Annotated in this window: 18 protein-coding genes; 6 read left to right on the forward strand and 12 right to left on the reverse strand. The window is 54.4% G+C overall.

Translation table 11 applies throughout. The annotated features are described in order from the left end of the window. Positions 1 to 66: 66 nt before the first annotated feature. Positions 67 to 1,515, reverse strand: a complete 1,449-nt coding sequence (locus BA6348_RS24470; RefSeq protein ID WP_025845547.1) for a nicotinate phosphoribosyltransferase — start codon at positions 1,513 to 1,515, stop codon at positions 67 to 69. A 142-nt stretch (positions 1,516 to 1,657) separates the two neighbouring features. On the opposite strand from BA6348_RS24470, the gene BA6348_RS24475 reads away from it, so the two are divergent. After that, positions 1,658 to 2,329 carry an MOSC domain-containing protein gene (locus BA6348_RS24475; RefSeq protein ID WP_007777044.1) on the forward strand — a complete coding sequence of 224 codons (672 nt, stop codon included), beginning with the start codon at positions 1,658 to 1,660 and terminating at the stop codon, positions 2,327 to 2,329. Beyond that, positions 2,319 to 3,008 (forward strand): 23S rRNA pseudouridine(2604) synthase RluF, encoded by a 690-nt coding sequence (gene rluF, locus BA6348_RS24480; protein ID WP_005832134.1) that lies wholly within the window; start codon positions 2,319 to 2,321, stop codon positions 3,006 to 3,008. Before BA6348_RS24475 ends, rluF begins: the two co-directional genes overlap by 11 nt. Before the next feature lie 108 nt (positions 3,009 to 3,116). Here rluF and BA6348_RS24485 read toward each other — a convergent pair whose 3' ends face one another. Further along, positions 3,117 to 4,550: an aminotransferase-like domain-containing protein gene (locus BA6348_RS24485; RefSeq protein WP_122952957.1), complete on the reverse strand. Its 1,434-nt coding sequence runs from the start codon at positions 4,548 to 4,550 to the stop codon at positions 3,117 to 3,119. 111 nt (positions 4,551 to 4,661) lie between these two features. Here BA6348_RS24485 and BA6348_RS24490 point away from each other — a divergent pair, with 111 nt between their 5' ends. Beyond that, positions 4,662 to 5,591 carry a DMT family transporter gene (locus BA6348_RS24490; RefSeq protein ID WP_005832137.1) on the forward strand — a complete coding sequence of 310 codons (930 nt, stop codon included), beginning with the start codon at positions 4,662 to 4,664 and terminating at the stop codon, positions 5,589 to 5,591. A gap of 71 nt (positions 5,592 to 5,662) precedes the next feature. On the opposite strand, the gene BA6348_RS24495 is transcribed toward BA6348_RS24490, so the two are convergent. After that, positions 5,663 to 6,004: a DUF4367 domain-containing protein gene (locus tag BA6348_RS24495; protein WP_242507407.1), complete on the reverse strand. Its 342-nt coding sequence runs from the start codon at positions 6,002 to 6,004 to the stop codon at positions 5,663 to 5,665. 268 nt (positions 6,005 to 6,272) lie between these two features. Continuing rightward, positions 6,273 to 6,599 carry a DUF1904 family protein gene (locus BA6348_RS24500; RefSeq protein ID WP_005832141.1) on the reverse strand — a complete coding sequence of 109 codons (327 nt, stop codon included), beginning with the start codon at positions 6,597 to 6,599 and terminating at the stop codon, positions 6,273 to 6,275. A 316-nt stretch (positions 6,600 to 6,915) separates the two neighbouring features. Here BA6348_RS24500 and BA6348_RS24505 point away from each other — a divergent pair, with 316 nt between their 5' ends. Beyond that, the gene (locus BA6348_RS24505; RefSeq protein ID WP_005832143.1) at positions 6,916 to 7,746 is read left to right on the forward strand and encodes an undecaprenyl-diphosphate phosphatase; all 831 of its coding nucleotides are present in this window, start codon (positions 6,916 to 6,918) and stop codon (positions 7,744 to 7,746) included. A gap of 118 nt (positions 7,747 to 7,864) precedes the next feature. Here BA6348_RS24505 and BA6348_RS24510 read toward each other — a convergent pair whose 3' ends face one another. Both BA6348_RS24510 and BA6348_RS24515 read right to left on the reverse strand, forming a co-directional pair. Further along, the gene (locus tag BA6348_RS24510) at positions 7,865 to 9,919 is read right to left on the reverse strand and encodes an ABC transporter ATP-binding protein (protein ID WP_005832145.1); all 2,055 of its coding nucleotides are present in this window, start codon (positions 9,917 to 9,919) and stop codon (positions 7,865 to 7,867) included. 4 nt (positions 9,920 to 9,923) lie between these two features. Further along, on the reverse strand, positions 9,924 to 11,675 hold the full coding sequence (locus BA6348_RS24515) for an ABC transporter ATP-binding protein (protein ID WP_007777055.1): 1,752 nt from the start codon (positions 11,673 to 11,675) through the stop codon (positions 9,924 to 9,926). A gap of 461 nt (positions 11,676 to 12,136) precedes the next feature. Here BA6348_RS24515 and BA6348_RS24520 point away from each other — a divergent pair, with 461 nt between their 5' ends. Then, positions 12,137 to 13,495, forward strand: coding sequence for a TrkH family potassium uptake protein (locus BA6348_RS24520; protein ID WP_026558214.1), 1,359 nt, complete (start codon positions 12,137 to 12,139; stop codon positions 13,493 to 13,495). Positions 13,496 to 13,635: 140 nt separating this feature from the next. Here the strand turns inward: BA6348_RS24520 and BA6348_RS24525 are convergent, their stop codons facing one another. From BA6348_RS24525 to BA6348_RS24540, 4 genes are all read right to left on the reverse strand, one after another. Continuing rightward, complete coding sequence (locus tag BA6348_RS24525; protein WP_122952956.1) at positions 13,636 to 13,956, reverse strand: YciI family protein; 321 nt, start codon at positions 13,954 to 13,956, stop codon at positions 13,636 to 13,638. 4 nt (positions 13,957 to 13,960) lie between these two features. Next, on the reverse strand, positions 13,961 to 14,422 hold the full coding sequence (locus BA6348_RS24530) for a DUF6884 domain-containing protein (protein WP_122952955.1): 462 nt from the start codon (positions 14,420 to 14,422) through the stop codon (positions 13,961 to 13,963). A gap of 90 nt (positions 14,423 to 14,512) precedes the next feature. Next, the gene (locus tag BA6348_RS24535) at positions 14,513 to 15,016 is read right to left on the reverse strand and encodes a GNAT family N-acetyltransferase (protein WP_122952954.1); all 504 of its coding nucleotides are present in this window, start codon (positions 15,014 to 15,016) and stop codon (positions 14,513 to 14,515) included. A 136-nt stretch (positions 15,017 to 15,152) separates the two neighbouring features. Next, entirely contained in the window at positions 15,153 to 16,130 is a 978-nt protein-coding gene (locus BA6348_RS24540; RefSeq protein WP_005832158.1) for a LacI family DNA-binding transcriptional regulator, read from the reverse strand. 202 nt (positions 16,131 to 16,332) lie between these two features. Here BA6348_RS24540 and BA6348_RS24545 point away from each other — a divergent pair, with 202 nt between their 5' ends. After that, a complete protein-coding gene (locus BA6348_RS24545; RefSeq protein ID WP_025845571.1) occupies positions 16,333 to 16,965 on the forward strand; it encodes a YczE/YyaS/YitT family protein in 633 nt (210 codons plus the stop codon). A 25-nt stretch (positions 16,966 to 16,990) separates the two neighbouring features. Here the strand turns inward: BA6348_RS24545 and BA6348_RS24550 are convergent, their stop codons facing one another. Together BA6348_RS24550 and BA6348_RS24555 are read right to left on the reverse strand one after the other, a co-directional pair. Further along, the gene (locus tag BA6348_RS24550) at positions 16,991 to 17,299 is read right to left on the reverse strand and encodes a hypothetical protein (RefSeq protein WP_005832161.1); all 309 of its coding nucleotides are present in this window, start codon (positions 17,297 to 17,299) and stop codon (positions 16,991 to 16,993) included. 22 nt (positions 17,300 to 17,321) lie between these two features. Further along, positions 17,322 to 17,642: a hypothetical protein gene (locus tag BA6348_RS24555; protein ID WP_007777077.1), complete on the reverse strand. Its 321-nt coding sequence runs from the start codon at positions 17,640 to 17,642 to the stop codon at positions 17,322 to 17,324. Positions 17,643 to 17,680 lie beyond the last annotated feature (38 nt).

The following is a 17,680-nucleotide window of genomic DNA, read 5'->3' on the forward strand; positions in this document are numbered from 1 at the left end:
TGTCATTTGTGCGTTTGTATGAAAAAACGCCTGCTGCATCTTCGCGACACAGCAGGCGTTCCCGCTTTATTTTTTCATATAAGCCTGCATCAGCTTGGTTTTGGTCTCCCATATTTCCTCGCTCACATGCAGGCGATAGTGCTCGGGGTTGAGCATCCGCAAATACTCCGGCCAGAACTGCTTGAGCTGCTCGCGGTGGTAGCTGCGAATCTCCTCCAGCTTCGGCAACTGATACACCAGCTCGCCATCGACAAACACCGGGATCAGCAACGCTTCTGCCTTGTAGCGGGTCACCTGCTTGTTCAAATACGGGTGGATCGGGTTGAACAGGTTGACCGGAGCGCCTTCGGCAATGGTCGTTTCCTCCGGGAAGCACAAGTAGTCGGCAATCGCTTTGCCCGTATCGGGATCGATCAGTCGGTACATGTCCTTGATGCCGGGAGTCGTCACTTTTTCCGGATTGGACGAAATCTTGATCGTCGGCTGGTACACCCCGTTCGCGTCCTGGCGCGCTACGAGTTTGTACACGCCGCCGAGCGTCGGCTGATCCGCAGCCGTAATGAGCTGTGTCCCCACTCCCCAGCTATCGACCTTCGCGCCCTGGACTTTCAGATTCATAATCGTGTGCTCATCGAGGTCGTTGGAGGCGACGATTTTCACGTCGGTAAGCCCCGCTTTGTCCAGCATCTCGCGCGTCTTCGTCGACAAATAGGCGAGGTCGCCGCTGTCGAGCCGCACAGCCGTCAGCTTTTTGCCTTCCTGCTCCAGCTTTTTCCCTACGGAGATCGCATGGGGGACACCGCTTTTCAGCGTGTCGTACGTGTCCACGAGCAGGGTCACCTGGTTTGGCAAGGCATCAGCAAAGCGCTGGAATGCTTCTTCCTCGTCCTCGAAGCTCTGCACCCACGAGTGCGCGTGCGTTCCTTTTGTCGGGATGCCGAACATTTTTCCCGCGAGCATGTTGGATGTGGCGTCAAAGCCGGCCAAATACGCCGCTCTCGTTCCCCACAAGGCTGCGTCTGCTTCCTGCGCCCGTCTCGTGCCGAACTCCATCAGGACGTCGTCGCCCGCCACGTTTTTGATCCGGGAAGCTTTGGTCGCAATCAACGTCTGGTAGTTCATGTAGTTCAACAGGGCGGTTTCCACGAGCTGCGCCTCCATGACGCGGCCTTCCACGCGGATCAGCGGCTCGTTCGGGAACACCATCGTGCCTTCCTTGACGGAGTAGAGCGAGCCTTGGAAGCGCAGGTTGCGCAGCTCCTCCAAAAAGCCCGGATCGTAATTCTCCTCCTGCTCCCGCAAATATTGCAGGTCGCTTTCTTCAAAACGCAAATTTTTAATATAATGAACAATTCGCTCCAACCCGGCAGAAACAGCGTAGCCGTTGCCAAAAGGCAGCTTGCGGAAATACGCTTCGAACACTACTCGCTGGTTGTGCGTCCCGTTTACCCAATGCGCGTACATCATGTTGATCTGATATTTATCTGTGTGCAATGCCACACCAAATGATTGCATATCGCATAAGCCTCCTGTGGATTCCTTTCCAACATCATACCAGAAGCTGTCGCCCGTGCCCATCTGCGGTGGAGCTTGGGAAGAAATATGTGATAGTATGGAATATAAAAAACCAAACGCGCGCCCAGGAGTGGAAGAAAACATGTCCGACCCAAAAATCGTTTCTTTATGTAAAGGATTGCCCAAAAACATCAGTTACAACGGCAAAGACTTCCTCTCCGGCATTTGGAAGGAAGAGGCTGACGAGCTTGTCGTCCGCTCCGCCAAAATCGACGATGACGACGTAGCGAATCACGCCTATCACGGCGGACCGGATCGCGTCGTCTGCGCGTATCCTTCCGAGCATTACACCCATTGGGAAAAGCGATTTGGCCAGCCCTTGACGCCATCCGCTTTTGGCGAGAATCTGACGCTTTCGGGCATGACGGAAGAGCAAGTATGCGTCGGAGATGTGTACCAAATCGGGGAGACGATTCTTCAAGTGTCCCAGGGCAGATTTCCCTGTGCGACGATCAACAAGCGAAACAACAACAACCTCCTGCTCAAAGCTGTCGTGGAAATGGGCTACACCGGCTACTTTTTCCGCGTCCTGCAGGAAGGCACGATCAGGCCAGACTCTGCGGTCACGCTGCTTGAGCCTCATCCCAAGCGCGTAACGGTCGCTTCCATCCACCATCTGTACTTCCACAACCAGTCTCTTACGGAGGAGACGATTGCGCACATGCTGGAAGTCGAGGAGCTGGCTTTGCCGTGGAGAAACAAGCTCTTGGAAAAACAGCAGCAACTAGCGAAAGGAACCACCCATGCGAATTAACAAGTTCATCAGCGAAACGGGCATTTGCTCGCGCCGCGAAGCAGACAAACTGGTCGAAGCCAAGCGCGTGACCATCAACGGCGCACCTGCCGCACTGGGGAGCACCGTCGCGCCCGGCGACGACGTGCGCATCGACGGCAAGCCGCTCGGCGAGAAGAAAAAAAGCGTCTACATTGCCCTGAACAAGCCTGTCGGCATCACTTGCACTACCGAGTTGCACGTCAAAGGCAACATCATCGACTTCGTCAACCACCCGGAGCGGATTTTCCCCATCGGCAGGTTGGACAAGGACTCCCAGGGCCTCATCCTGCTGACCAACGACGGCGACATCGTGAACAAGATTTTGCGGGCGGAAAACAATCACGAAAAAGAGTACATCGTCACCGTCGACAAGCCCGTGACCGCCAACTTTTTGCACGGCATGGCAAACGGCGTGCGCATACTCGGAACCGTGACCAAGCCTTGCAAAGTCACCAAAGTGAGCGACCGCGTCTTCAACATCGTCCTGACGCAAGGGCTGAACAGGCAAATCCGGCGGATGTGCCAGGCGTTCGGCTACCAGGTGCGCCAGCTTCAACGCGTGCGCATCATGAACATCAGGCTGGGCAATTTGAAGCTGGGCCAATGGCGCAATTTGACCAGCGAAGAGTTGCGGGAATTGAATAGAAGTCTTTCCTAGACGCAGCGCGATATCGCGGCGCGAAACACGAAAAACAGACTCCCTTTGAGCGGAGCCTGTTTTTTTATAGCCAAAAGCTGCCCCACAGCGACACAAACGGAGCACGTACTATGCGTCTGCGGCTCCCATCAAAACCCGAACCTGCCCCACAAACTTCCTGATCCCCTCCCGAAGCTGCTGCTCATTCAAATACGAATAGCTGAGTCGAATCCACGTGGCAAACTCTCGTTGCGGATCGCAAATCGTACCGGGCACAAACGTAATCGATTGCTCCACGCACGTGCCCAGCAGCTTTTCCATCGGGGTCGAGTCCGGCAGCTTGATCCACAGGTTGAATCCGCCAGTCGGGCGGCTCCATTCCCAGTCCGTCGCAGCCAGTTCCTCCTCCATGATGTCCCGGCGAATGGCGAGCGCCGTGCGCAGCTTTTGCAAATGCTGCTGCATCCGTTCGGAAAAGAAATAGTGCAAAAAGATTTTTTGGTTCAATAACGGCGTTCCGCTGTCGGACAATGCCTTCGCGCTGAGCAGGTACGCCATGAGCGAAGGGCGGCAGGCGATCGTTCCGATGCCGAGGCCGGGAGCCACGTATTTGCTGAAGCTGCGCAAGTAGATGACGTACCCGGACGTGTCATAGGCAAAAAACGGCAAGGGCGGCTCTTGGGCAAAGTACAGATCGCGGCACGGATCGTCCTCAATCAGCAGGCACTGGTATTTTTCCGCCAGCTCCACCAGCCGCTTGCGCTGTTCGCGCGGAACCGTGAAGCCCGTCGGATTGTGAAACGTCGGGTTGAGGTAAAACAGCCGCGGCTTGTGCGTCTGCATGAGCCGCTCCACCTGCTCCAGATCATAGCCGTGCTGCCGAATCTCGACCGGGACAATTTTCGCGCCTTGTCTGAGAAAAACATCAATAGCCGGGCTGTAGGTGGGCCGCTCCAGCAAGACCACGTCTCGCGGCTTGACGAGAACGCGGGCAACCAGGTCGATCGCTTCCTGCGAGCCGGACGTGACCATCAGCTCGTCAGGGGTCAAATAAAAGCGAAACCGCTCCGTATAGTAGCGACACAAAGCCTCGCGCAGCTCCTGATCTCCCTGCGTGGTCGAGTACGTGCCCAGCACTTTCGGATACAGGTCAAACACTCTCTTCACGTATTCCGAAAAATACAGATTCGGCAACAGGTTCGGGTCGATCAGCGCCTTGGAAAACTGGTAGGTCGCCTGCACCTGGTGAATTTCCGACAGGTGGCTTTTTTGCACGTAAGCAGACACAATCGGGTCGTTCCATGAGCTTTCCGGCAATAGCCCGCTCGGCTGAACGAAATAGCCCGATTTATCCTTGACGTACACGTATCCGTTTTGCTTGAGCAGTTGGTACGCCTTGAACACGGTCAGGCGATGCACATTCAGCTCCAGCGCCAGCGCCCGGACGGACGGGAGCTTGTCATGCGTTTTCCAGTCCCCGCGCCTGATGCCTTCCAGCAAATAGTCGTAGACCTGCTCAAACAGCTTATCGGCATGAACGCCGGACAACCCTTGTCTTTTCATGCTGGCCCTCCCCTTCCTCTTCCATCGTAGCTGACAGCCTCTGTATCTGTTCTATTCGCGTTCATCTGTTCTGTTCCTCTCCCTGTAAGATGGGGAAAAGGAGGAATCACCATGGTATTTGCCAATTATATCGCGATGTGCCTGATCTTCGGGACGACATTTTTAGCCATTAAAGTCGGGATCGACGCGGGAGCGCCGCCCTTTTTCTCGGCGGGGATTCGCTTTTTTCTTGCTGGCCTGATCTTGTTTGCGGTCATGGCCTGGAAAAAGCAAGCGCCCCTCTCCATCCTGCTCCGCAAAGAGATGGTTTTCACTGGCATATGCCTGACGTTTGGCGTGTTTGCCACCTTGTATTGGGCAGAGCAGCATCTAAGCTCGGGCATCGCGGCGGTCCTGTCGGCTACCGCTCCGCTGATGGTCATGCTGCTGCAAACAGGGCTGTCGCGGCAAAAGCTGTCCGCAAGCTCCTGGGCAGGCTGCCTTATCGGATTTGGCGGGGTCATTCTGCTGCTTTTGCCTGGGCTGACCTTTTCGTTCAGCATGCTCTGGGTCGCTGGCTGTATTGCGGTCCTGTTCGGCCAAGTGTTTTATTCCGCGGGTGCCGTCTATTCCCGCCGCGTTTCCCAACAGTTCAAGGACGTGTCGCCGATCACGTTAAACGCTGCTCAGATGATGTACGGCGGCATCCTGCTGCTCATCGCCTCCGCTTTTACCGAGCAGGTGCACATGGAGTTTCTGCTGTCACCCCAGGCCGTCCTCTCGCTGCTTTACTTGATTTTCGTCGGCTCGATGATGGGGCACACCATCTTTTACTGGCTGGTGGCGAAAACGAATCCCGTCTTTCCTTCTACATGGCTGTATATTTCGCCGCTGATTGCGCTCGCGCTCGGGGTCGCTTTGTACCAGGAGCCGCTCTACCTGTCTTCGCTCGCAGGCGGCATCGCGATTATCGCCGGAATCGTCATGATTAACTGGAAGACATTGCAGCAGTTGGTCGCGAAAAAAGCTCCGATCAGACATGCGGAAAGCCCGACAAAGTAGCCTTGCGCTCTTTGTTGGGCTTTTTGCCATTCTCCTAAAACTGTGCATCCCGCGTGAATGCGTGCTGCTCGTTACTTCGCTTCGTTCAATTGTTTGGCGATCTTAATTAGTTCTTGCTTGGAAACAGTCTCTCCCTGCGCGCGAACGCTGTACTCCAGGTCGCTTCCGTTTTTCACCCAGACAATCCAGTAAAAATCGGGTTTGTTTTCCTTTTTATACGTCATGAGCACCGCTTCGTTGCTGCCGAGCAGCACTTTTTCCACACCGTCCGCATTGGACCCAACCTTGGCGCCAACTTCTGCCATCCCCACTTCTACCGTGATTTTGCCTTGATCGGCTCCTTTATGTCCTGAAGCAGCAATTCTATTTCCGCTTTTTCCACCTTCCGGCCCTCCCTTCACTATGAATAACAATCGGCCACTCGTGTTTGTGACATGTATTTTCCAGCGCCCTGTAATGAGAAAACTTGGCTGCGCCAAGCCTTTGGCTCAGCCTTAGTTGCCCTTATACTGGAGAAGAATCTTATAAATCTTTATCTGTACAAAAAAAAGGGCCCCATCCGTCTCGTGCCTGCGGATGGAACACCCTTTTTATGCGCATTCCTTTTCATGATGCGAAGCTTGATGCTGTCGAATCGTCTTTTCTTTTCCCGGGAAATCGACAGCGGTTGTCGTCTCTTTGTTAGAAATGCTCGCCGTTGGCATAATAGCTTTCTTTTTGATAGGCGACAAAAGCCATCTCTACTTCCGGTATGCCGAGCGAGAGGACGTGTTTGGTCACGATCTTGGCAAACTGGTCGCGTGTTTCCTGGCCTCGCTCAAACCAGCCGACCTCGATAAACGGAAACGACTCTACTACCTTTCCGCCAAAAACGCCTGTCGTCTGCAAGCATTCGATAGTGAAATTGTCTGTCCCGCACTGGCACAAAGCGGCAAGCTCCTCTGTCAGCGGCTCGCTGATGGTTGCCATTTGCTCGGCCTGTATGCCGCGAACGATGAGATGTGGCATGCTCGAACCTCCTGTTGGTGAAAAAGCTGTTTGTTCTATCATACCGCTCGGCAGGCGAAAAGAGTAGTCTGTCCCGATTGGTATCAAAGCGGTAACAAACCTGGCGAAAACGAAATCCGCAAACAATATTGCTATTGACATAGCTCGTAAACTATTGGCAAAGTAAGGATAGTTCGTTTATAGAAGAACGCTTGTTGCCGTGAATGCATGCCAAGATCGCATGGGGACGATTCCGATCGACTCACGGGCTTTTCGAGCAATTACGCAACGCACCAAAATAAAAACATACAGCACGCAATCGGAAAGGTGAGTACATATGGATTTGTGGAACATTTTCGTGGCCTTCGTGCTCGGTCTTGTAGAAGGTCTGACTGAATTTGCGCCCGTCTCTTCGACCGGGCACATGATTATCGTCGACGATACTTTGCTGCATTCAAAAGAGCTGTTTTCTTCTGAAGTAGCCAACACGTTCAAGGTCGTCATTCAGCTCGGCTCGATCCTCGCTGCCGTGATCGTGTTCAAAGACCGTTTTTTGAGTTTGCTGGGCTTGAAAAAAATGTCGCCGGACGGCAACGGCCCCGGCCACAAGCTGCGCCTCTCGCAAGTGATCGTCGGGCTTTTGCCTGCCGCTGTGCTCGGCTTGATTTTTGAAGACTACATTGACGAGTACCTGTTCTCCATCCATACGGTGCTGATCGGGCTTGTCGCCGGGGCGCTCCTGATGATCGCCGCCGACTGGTTCCGACCGGGCCGCCCGAAGGTCACAACCGTTGACCAGATGACGTACAAGCAGGCACTTTTGATCGGGCTGTTTCAATGCATCGCCTTGTGGCCTGGGTTTTCCCGCTCCGGTTCGACGATTTCCGGCGGCGTGCTGCTGGGACTCAGCCACCGAGCGGCATCGGACTTTACGTTTATCATGGCGGTTCCCGTCATGGCGGGCGCCAGCTTTTTGTCGCTGTTGAAGCATTGGCAGTACATCACCGCCGATTCCTTGCCGTTTTTCATCGTCGGCTTTATCAGCGCCTTTTTGTTTGCCTTGCTGGCAATCCGCTTCTTCCTGAAGCTGATTAACCGGATCAAACTCGTTCCGTTTGCCCTGTACCGCATCGCGCTTGCTGCTGTCATCTACTTCTTCATTTTGTAGCAGCGACTTGCAACAGGCACGATCTTAACCAAAAAAGCTGCCTTTGCCGTTGAAGCGCCCCCTCATGCTAGACACAAGCGGGGGACGCATTTTAGGCAAGGCAGCTTTTTTTCTTTGCTCAGGCTGGCGAACCGTCCAGTTGCAAAGCATCGCCAACCAGCGTCTGCGTTTCCTTTTGTCCGTGCTGCAACTGATACATTTGATAATACTTGCCGCGCTTCTCCATCAGCTCCTCGTGCCTACCTCGCTCGACAATTCTGCCCCGATCCAGCACCAGAATCTGATCGGCATTTTTGATCGTCGACAGCCGGTGGGCGATGATGAATGTCGTTCTGCCTTTTTTCAGCACTTCCAGCGCATTTTGGATGATTCCTTCCGTCTCGGTATCAATGTTGGCTGTCGCTTCGTCCAGGACGAGAATCGCCGGGTCCAACGCCAGCGCCCGCGCAAACGAAATCAACTGGCGCTGTCCGAGCGAGAGCGTGCTGCCCTTCTCGATGACAGGCTCGTCGAAGCCGCGCGGCAAAGTGCGCAGAAGCTGATCTGCCCCGACGTCGCAAAGCGCCTTCTCCACTTTTTCCGCGGAAATCGCCGGATCGTCCAGACTCACATTGGAACGGATCGTCCCGGTGAACAAAAACGGGTCCTGCAACACGATCGCCATATGCTGGCGAATGTGCTGCTTGGGCACATCCATGACGTTCTGCCCGTCAATGGTGATCGTCCCGCTGCTGACGTCGTAAAAGCGGAACAGCAGGTTGATGATCGAGCTTTTCCCCGAGCCGGTGTGCCCGACCAGTGCTACCGTTTCTCCCGGCCACGCCTCGAACGAAATGTTTTTCAGCACGTACTGGTCGTCCTGATAGGCAAAAGAAACGTCGTGAAACCGGACGCTGCCCTGATAGCGCGGAATTTTGCCCGAATCGACCTCGATCCCTTCCTCGTCGAGCAGCTCGAACACGCGGTGCGCGGCCACCAGCGACTGCTCCAGGTTTGCCAGTTGATTCACAATTTGCGTAATCGGCTGAAACAGGCGATTGAGGTAATCGACAAACGCGTACAGGACACCGAGCGAAAACAGCGTGCCCACCCCAAGAGAGGCGCCGCCGAAATACCAGATGAACAACACAAACGCCGCGTTGCGCACGAGCTGCACCAGATTGAAGGAAGCGGTGGCGTTGAGCCGCAACATTTTGTTTTGGTAGGTGAACAGCTCTTCGTTCAGTTCGCCAAATTCCCGCATCGTCTCTTTTTCCCTGCGAAACGCCTGGATGATCGGCATTCCCTGGATTGATTCGTTAATCATTCCGTTAATGTCGCTGATGCGCGCGCGAATGACGTGGTTGAAGGCAGAGGCGCGTTTGCGGTAATAGACGATCCAGACCGCCATGATCGGCAAAATCGCCAGACAGACGAGCGCCAAGCGGACATCGAGCACAAACAGCGCAATGAAAATCCCGATCAAGTAAATCCCGCTGGTGAAAAAGGACGCGAGCACATTAGCAAACAGCTCGCGAATCGCCTCGGTGTCGTTCGTCACGCGGGCGACGACTTTCCCCGCAGGCAGGTTGTCAAAATACGTAATCGGCAGCCGCTGAATATGGGCGAACACGTCCATGCGCAGCTTGCGAATCACCAGATTGGCCGATTTTTGCAGCAAATACTTTTGACCGTAATGAAAAAGTCCGGCTGCCACCAGCAAACCGAGATAAGCGGCTGCCAGGACGAGCAAGCCGCTCGTCTCCGGGCCAAAAAATGCGAACAGCTCCTGATTGCTGAGCGGGACGGCCGGATAGACCGCCTGCCGGGAGCCGCTTTCAATCGTCAGCTTTCCGTCGGCGACCGTTCGCTGCCCGTCAAAAGCAAGCGGCTGGTCGATGAAGTAATAGTCGCGTCCGACCTGCAAAATTCGCACTTCCTGGCCTTTGCTCTCGCCTGCCGCCAAGTGATCCTCCCGCGTGTACCACTTCCCCCGGTACAAGACGGAATCTGCCCGTTGCCCGGTCTCGTACCACGGAAATTCAATGCCGAGTATGTGCGTGTCGATCATTTTTTTCGCCAAAAACGGCCCTGTCAGCTCCGCGCCTACAGCAACGGACAGCATCAAGAGAGCGAGCACGATCGTCTTTTTAAATAACCATGCATACTGAAACAGCCTTTTTCCCGTACTCATCCATTCACCCGCCTTCTGTCAACTGTGCTTCTATTTGCTGCTTTTCAAACTGTTCCTTGTACCAGCCGCCGCGCAACAGGAGCTGTTCATGCGTTCCCTCCTCGACCACCTTGCCTTCGTCCATGACGAGAATCCAGTCGGCATGGGCGACAGCAGACAGGCGGTGAGTCGCAATCAGCGTCGTTTTGCCTGCCCGCTCCCGGCGGATGTTGGCGATCATTTCCGCTTCTGTCTTGCCGTCAACGGCTGACATCGCATCGTCGAGAATCAGGATTTCCGGGTCGATCATCAACGCCCGGGCAATCGACACCCGCTGCTTTTGCCCGCCTGACAGCGCCACGCCTTTTTCCCCGACCAGCGTATCGAGTCCCTCCGGCAAAAACTGCACGTCTTTCGCGAACGCCGCCAGCCTAAGCGCGTTTTGCAACTGTTCCTCGCTGCCGTCCTTTCTGCCGAACAAAACGTTTTCCCGAACGGTCCTGGAGAACAAAATCTGCTCTTGCGGCACGTAGCCGATCCAGCTTTTGATGTTGTCCAGCTCGATCTCATCCAGCGGGACCCCGTTGATGGTAATCGTACCTCTCCCGAGCGGAAACTCCCGCAGCAACTGCCTAAGCAGGGTCGACTTTCCGCTGCCGGTTCGCCCGACGATGCCAAGTGTTTGCGAGCGGTGCAAAGTAAAAGAAACGTCCTGCAACTGATCCTGGGCAGTCCCCGGATAGCGAAAGCTCACCCGCTCGAAGCGAATCGTCTCTGGAACCGCAAGCTGCGCCGGACGCTCGCGATTGGTCACGTCCGCTTCGTACGCCAGTGTCTCGTTGACGCGATCGAGCGAGGCGCTTCCCCGCTGCAAGACGTTAATCAGCTCCCCAATGGCGAACATCGGCCAAATCAGCATCCCCAGGTAGACGTTGAACGACACCAGCTCCCCCAGCGTCAGCTCCTGCCGGAACACCAGATAGCCGCCGTAGATCAGCCCGATCATGTAGCTGATGCCCACCAAAATTTTCACGGTCGGTTCAATCAGCGAGTCGACCTTGGCTACTTCGATATTTTTTTGGTACACCTCACCTGTTTTGTCCGCAAACCGCTTCTGGTCCGCCGTCTCCTGGACGTAGGCGCGAATCACCCTGACGCCTGCGACGGATTCCAGCACGCGGTCGTTCAGCTCGCCAAACGAATCCTGCGCGCGGGAAAAGCGCTCGTGAATTTTTTTGCCGTACTGGTTGATCGCATACGCCATGAATGGCAACGGAAGAATCGCCGCCAGCGTCAGCTTCCAACTGATAAAAAAGCCCATCGTCAAAATGATGACGCCTGTGAAGCTGGCCGAGTCGACCAGTGTGAGGATGCCGAAGCCTGTCGTCATCGAAACAGCCTTCAGGTCGTTCGTTGCCCGGGCCATCAAGTCCCCGGTGCGATTGCGCTGATAAAAAGTCGGCGTCATGCGCAAAAAGTGCGTCATCAGCTTGGAACGAAGCGTCCGCTCCGCCAGAAAAGCTCCCCCGAACAGCTTGTAAATCCAGACGAAGTTGACGAAATACGTCGCGACAGCAAGCCCCACGTAAAACAGCAAAATGTGCCAAAGCCGCTCGCCCGTCAATGTCCCCACCCGCATTTCGTCGATGGCCACCCCGATGATTTTCGGCGGGATAATTTCCATGATACCGCCCAGGATCAGCAACAGAATCGCTGCCGTGTAACGCTTCCAATGCTCCTTGAAAAACCAGTCCAGCTTTGTTAAAACCGAAAACATCTGCCGCTCTCTCCTCTCGTCTCAACCGGGCGTCCTCTTTTTGGAGGCGAAAAAAGGCATATCGCCGCTGGGGCAACATGCCTTTTTATCTGAATCAAAAGAATCAAATAAAAAAGCGCAGGCTACAAAAACCGTAACCTGCGCCGTTTGATGGAGTTGGGAAAAACTACACTGCGTGCATCAAAGGGAGGGTTACGTCATGTATGCAGTTGTGCATTTTGTTCATTACACTGCTTTTCATGACAGACCCACCTTTCCGTAAAATTTTCGTTTTCCAAATAATACATTCTGAACTCTATCACTGATTTGCCGGAATTGTCAACAAATTATTTTTTGCTGCACGCATGGACGCGAATCGATTCCAGATCCTTTGCCTCCCGTAAAAGATACAAAGCATTTTTGCTCTCTAACTTTTTTTGGTATGATTACCTTCATGAAGTTTATTCGGGAGGCCATTCATTTTGTTATCTTCGAATCAAAAACGTCGCTTGACTTCCGTTCAAATTATTGTGTTTTCCTACGTTACGCTGATTCTGGTCTCTGGGGTTATCTTGTGGCTGCCGTTATTTCATAACCAGGGCGTGTCGCTTTCGTTCATCGACGCCCTCTTTACCGCAGCGAGTGCGATCAGCGTCACCGGGCTGACCGTGATTACGATTCACGAAGTGTTCAACCAGTGGGGCATTTTGTTTTTGACGCTGCTCTTTCAGGTGGGCGGAATCGGAATCATGACGCTCGGGACATTTATTTGGATGCTGATGGGCAAACAGATCGGCCTGGAGCAGCGCATCTGGATTGCGACCGACCATAATCGCTCCACCTTGTCCGGACTGGTCAACCTGATGCGCAACATTCTCGTCATGGCGCTCATCATCGAGCTGATCGGAACCGTGCTGCTGGGCGCGCACTTCTTGATTGCGGGCTATTACACCGATTGGTACGAAGCATTTTATCACGGCTACTTTGCCTCGGTCAGCGCCTTTACGAACGCGGGCTTCGACCTGCACGGCAATTCCATGCTGGACTACACGCACGACTACGTGTTTCAACTGACCGTCATGCTGCTGATTATTTGCGGGGCGATCGGCTTTCCCGTACTCGTCGAGCTGCGCACGTACTTCTCCTATCGCCGGGCCAAGGCGCGCTTTACCTTTTCGCTGTTTACCAAGATTACGACGCTCACGTTCTTTTCCTTGGTGGTGGCCGGGGCTGTACTCATTTACGTTTTCGAGCGCCAGCATTTTCTGCTCGATAAAACGTGGCACGAATCGCTGTTCTACTCGTTGTTCCACTCCGTTTCTTCGCGGAGCGGCGGCTTGTCCACTATGGACATCAGCCTGTTTTCCACCCCTACGCTGTTCATGCTGTCTGCGATGATGTTTATTGGCGCATCGCCAAGCAGCGTGGGCGGGGGGATTCGGACGACGACGTTTTTTGTCCTGATCGCGACTGTGTTTGCCAACATGCGCGGCTACAAAGACGTGAAAGTATTCGGCCGGGAGCTGGTGGACGAAGACATCATGCGCTCGTTCGTCGTCTTTTTCATCGCGATCGTCCTCGTGTTCATGGCTGTCATCTTGCTCGTCTGGCTGGAGGATTTGCCGTTCCAGCACATTTTGTTTGAAGTATGCTCCGCTTTTGGTACGACCGGATTGTCTACCGGAGTTACTGCACATCTGGGAACGCCCGGCAAGCTCATCCTGATTATCACCATGATGATCGGGCGTGTCGGGATTATCAACCTGCTCTTGTTCCTCAAGCGCGACGACCGGATCGTGCGCTACCACCACCCGAAAGAGCGGATCATCATCGGGCAGTAACGAACATCGGCGCAGCAAAAAAACTGGGCTGCGCCAAGCCGTTGGCGCAGCGTTGTTGCCCTTATTCGAACTAGAGTCTTCCCTGTACAAAAAGAGCCTGATGCGTTTTTCGCGCACAGGCTCTTCGTCTATGTTCACTTCTATTCCCACTCGCTGTTGTACAAGGCGACGCGGTACGGGTACAGCTCGGCTGTCATCACGTTTTGCCGGACAGCCGGATCGTTTTCCATGACGCGTCTGGCCGCTTCCTCTGATTCCGCGAGAAAAATCGCAATGCCAAACGTCGTCTCGTCCATGTTTTGCGTGCGGCCCGCGAGGATCAGCCTGTTGTCTGCGAGCAGCTTTTGCAAATAGCGAAAATGCTCTCCGACGATCTCGTGCTCTTTGTCCGTCCAGTTCGCCGGGTCGAGCAGCCGCGGAGCAAGCCTGATTTTGTACAAATACTGCTGGAGTCCGTCCATCCTCTCATCCCTTTCCGATTTCCTGTCTGTTCGCCACAGCCTGGTTCAGCTTTTGCAGCATAAAGCCGATGCCTTGGCAATCCGCGAGCGGAAAGCTGCTTTTGTCTGCGCCAAACACGGCGTGAATGATCTTCCTGAACTTCTTTCCGCCCAGCATGACCACTTCCTCCACCCCGTCGAGCTGCTTGTCCCGCGCTTGTCGCATCAGGCGGTCGAGCGCGATGATCTCCGGGTTTTTCGTGCCAAAAGCCACATCGTAGTTTTCCGGCACCGTATCATGCGGCAGCAAAAAGCCGTGCTTGGCAGACAAAATCGCCCACTCGGAAAAAAACGTCCGGGCATACGCCTGGCTCGCTTTATGAAACGCGCTTTGATAAACGTACTGCGCCTCTGTCGCTCCCGCCTCCGGGTGGACATCCCATATTTTTTTCGCGCCGCAGGCGATGATGCACAAACGTCGTTTCACTTCGTTCTATCTCCTTCCATTTGCGCCCGGCTTTTCCTGCCTGCTTGTCCATCACCCGCATGATCCTCTTTTTGTATTCTGAAAACTCACTTATACACTGACGTCCTCTTTCCAGCCCGGACTATCTGTCGGAGAGCAGGCCATGGGCCAGACAGGCAGCTCCAGAACGTGCCGATGCTTCCCAGGGCCGTAATAGTCCTGTTCGGCGTGAGCCAGACGAAAACCGTAAGCCGCCAGCGCGCGAAGGGAGGACTGGTTCGTCTCGCTCACTGTGACCAAAACGGTGCGCAGTGTGGCAAATCGGCGCAGGGCTTGCAATCTGGCTTCAATCAGCCGTTTGCCGATGCCTTGTCCCTGATATTCTTTGCGGACATTGCTGAACAACAGCCAGCCCGTCGTCTGGTACATGTCGATGCCCGCACAACTGAAGCCGATGAGCTGGTCATGGATTGTCGCCTTGAAAATCAGCTCGGGAAACAGCTCCATATATTTTTTCAGCTCGTGCAGGTTCATGCGATCCGGCAACGTCAGGTCGGCCAGCGTAATCATCTCGGCAAAATCCTCTTTTTTGGCACATTCAATCCGTACTTCCATCCATCCTCCGCCTCCTGTCCGTTTACCCTGTCATCTACACTCTAGCAAACGGATATAAAGCAGGAGTGGATGGCGTGTGAATGATCTGCAAATTTGTGTAAATCTTGTTTCGGCGGGATGCCTGTCCCGCCAGACGTCACGTCGTCCCCCTCTCTACCAGAAGCGGGGGCAGCTCCTTCTCTTCTTTTTCTTTGTGCTGGTGGAGAATTCTGTCGTACAGCATTTCAAAGGCGTATTTCCCCATCAAGCTGCTCGGGCTTGATACTGTGGTGATCTCCAGCAGCTCGCCGACCGGCTGATCGTCACAGCCGACAATCGCCAGGTCTTCGGGGACGCGCAGTCCCAGTCTGCCCGCTTCCTTGACGATCCCCGCCGCGATGTGATTGCAGGAGACGATCAATGCAGAAGGCCGCTCCTTCATTTGCCAGATGCGGTGAGCGATGTCTTTGCCGTCCTGCACGGTCAGACAGTTTTCAAAAGCCCAGTCAGGTGCGGGCGTTACGTCTGCCGATCGAAGCATGTCATGGTAGGCCCGTTTGCGGTGCTGGCTGTTGAAGCTGTTTTTTCTGCCTATGCAATAGCCGATTTTCCGGTGTCCTTTGCCGAGCAAATACTCCATCCCGATCCGAAAGGTCTGATAATGGTCGATATGAACGCTCGATACGAAAGCTGTCTCGTTTGCCTCGCAGGTGATGATCGGGCCGTATTGGGCGTACTCGTCAATCGTTTCGCAGCCATTGGCCCGGGAGCACATGATGAGGCCGTCCATTTTCTTGTTTTTCAGCAGGCGCAAAATGCTCTGCTCCTGCTCGGAACTGTTATTGGTCTGGCACACCATCAGGTTGTACTGGTGCCGGGCTGCTTCGGCGGCGATCCCTTCGATGATCGAGCTGTAATATTGATTGTTGACGAGCGGAAGCGTCACGCCGACCACCATTGTTTTTCCGGTCGACAGGTGGACGGCGTTGCTGTTCTGCACGTAGTTTCGCTCCTTGATGATCCGCATGATTTCTGCTCGTTTTTGTTCGCTGACATACGGATGGTTATTTAATACACGCGACACGGTGGAGACGGATACCCCCGCCAGTCTCGCAATTTCTCGAATGTTAGCCAAGCCTGATTACCCCTCTGTTTTTTCGAATCCGTGATTCTCTCTTCCATAGTAACGGGAAACGCGTCCTTTTCTCCAGTTGAAAAACATGCAGTGCGAAAGCAAAAAGACTGGAAGGCATGTCCGGCACATTTTTTTCTTGCTCTGAAAAGCGTTCCACACATTATCCTGTTGCCAATGGTAGATGAAAGGAGTCGTGCTGTTCGTGTTTCGCTTCAAATTCGAATACGTCCTGTTTGTCACAGGTCTGCTGATTCTTGCGCTCGGCATCAACATGATGACGACGATTACCTCGTTTGGCCTCAGCCCTTATGACTCTCTGTTTATTGCCTTGTTTCAAAACTTCGGCGTATCCATCGGCTTCTGGATGTTCGCGATCAACTTCGCCTTTGTCTGCATCGTCTTTTTCATGGATCGCAGCTACATTACGATGGGCGCCGTTGCCGTGATGGTGCTGATCTCTGTCTTTGTCGACCTGATCGGCTCGATTGACGCCCTGATGGCCGGCATCCGCTCGCTGCCGCCGCTCTTGACCATGGCGCTTGGCAACTTGTGCATCGGCAGCGGCATCGGACTGTACGTGTGCACGCAGGTGTGCACAGCACCGCAGGAAGCTTTCGTGCTCGTAATCTCCAAGCGGATGAAATGGACGTTTCGCCGGACAGAGATCTCGCTTGCCTGCCTGTTTCTCACCTTGAGCTTTTTGCTCGACGGGCCGATTTACTACGGGACGATCGTGCTGTCGTTCACGACTGGCTACATCATTCAGGCTGCCATTCATGCGGGGAACAAGCTTTTGTCGTTCGTCAATCGCGGGACGGAAGCACAGGTGCAGTAGAAGCCGGACGCGCGGCAAAAAGCAGTCACGCCAAAAAAGCCGCCATACTGGACGGCGGCAAATCGCTGGATATTTTCAGAGCCGGGCGGGCGGGGCGCATCCTGTCCTGCCTCGCCTCGCCGCTGACAGCAGCAGGCTGCGCTCCCGTGCCAAGCCTGCTGCCGTCCCGGCCATTGTCTAACGCCTGCGCACTCATCGGCTGAAGCTGCGCAGGCGTTCTTTTTACATCACGCGCAGTCCCCAGCGCGCGGCTTGTTCGGTTCGCTACCTGAAGGCCGTCGGTCGAGCACCTTCTCTTTTTCGCGATCGTCCCCGCTGTCCTCGCATATGGCATTCGGACAGCTCGCTCGTGCCTGTCACTGCACACTGGACTTTTTGTTACGCAAGAACATGGCCCACCATGCGACCAAAAACACGTAACCAGCGAGTACGAAAACAGCCCAGAGAGAGCCTTGCAGCAGCTCCATGACAAAATGCTCGAACTCGTCCATTCCTTCTGCCCGGGCGATGCTTTTCCACAGACTGACGACCGGAAGCAACAGCGCCAGGAGCATCGCGGCAACGGACATCCGCCTGTTTTTCTTGCGTGCGAGGCAGAAGGCGGCTGTCCCTGCTGTGATGAGGAAAAATAGGTAATAGATCGCCCAAAACCATCCGGGCAGACTCTCCCAGTACATGTTGTCCCTCCTGTGTCCGTGTTTGTACACGCTTGTTC

The organism is Brevibacillus agri (genome assembly GCF_004117055.1).
Taxonomy (GTDB): domain Bacteria; phylum Bacillota; class Bacilli; order Brevibacillales; family Brevibacillaceae; genus Brevibacillus; species Brevibacillus agri.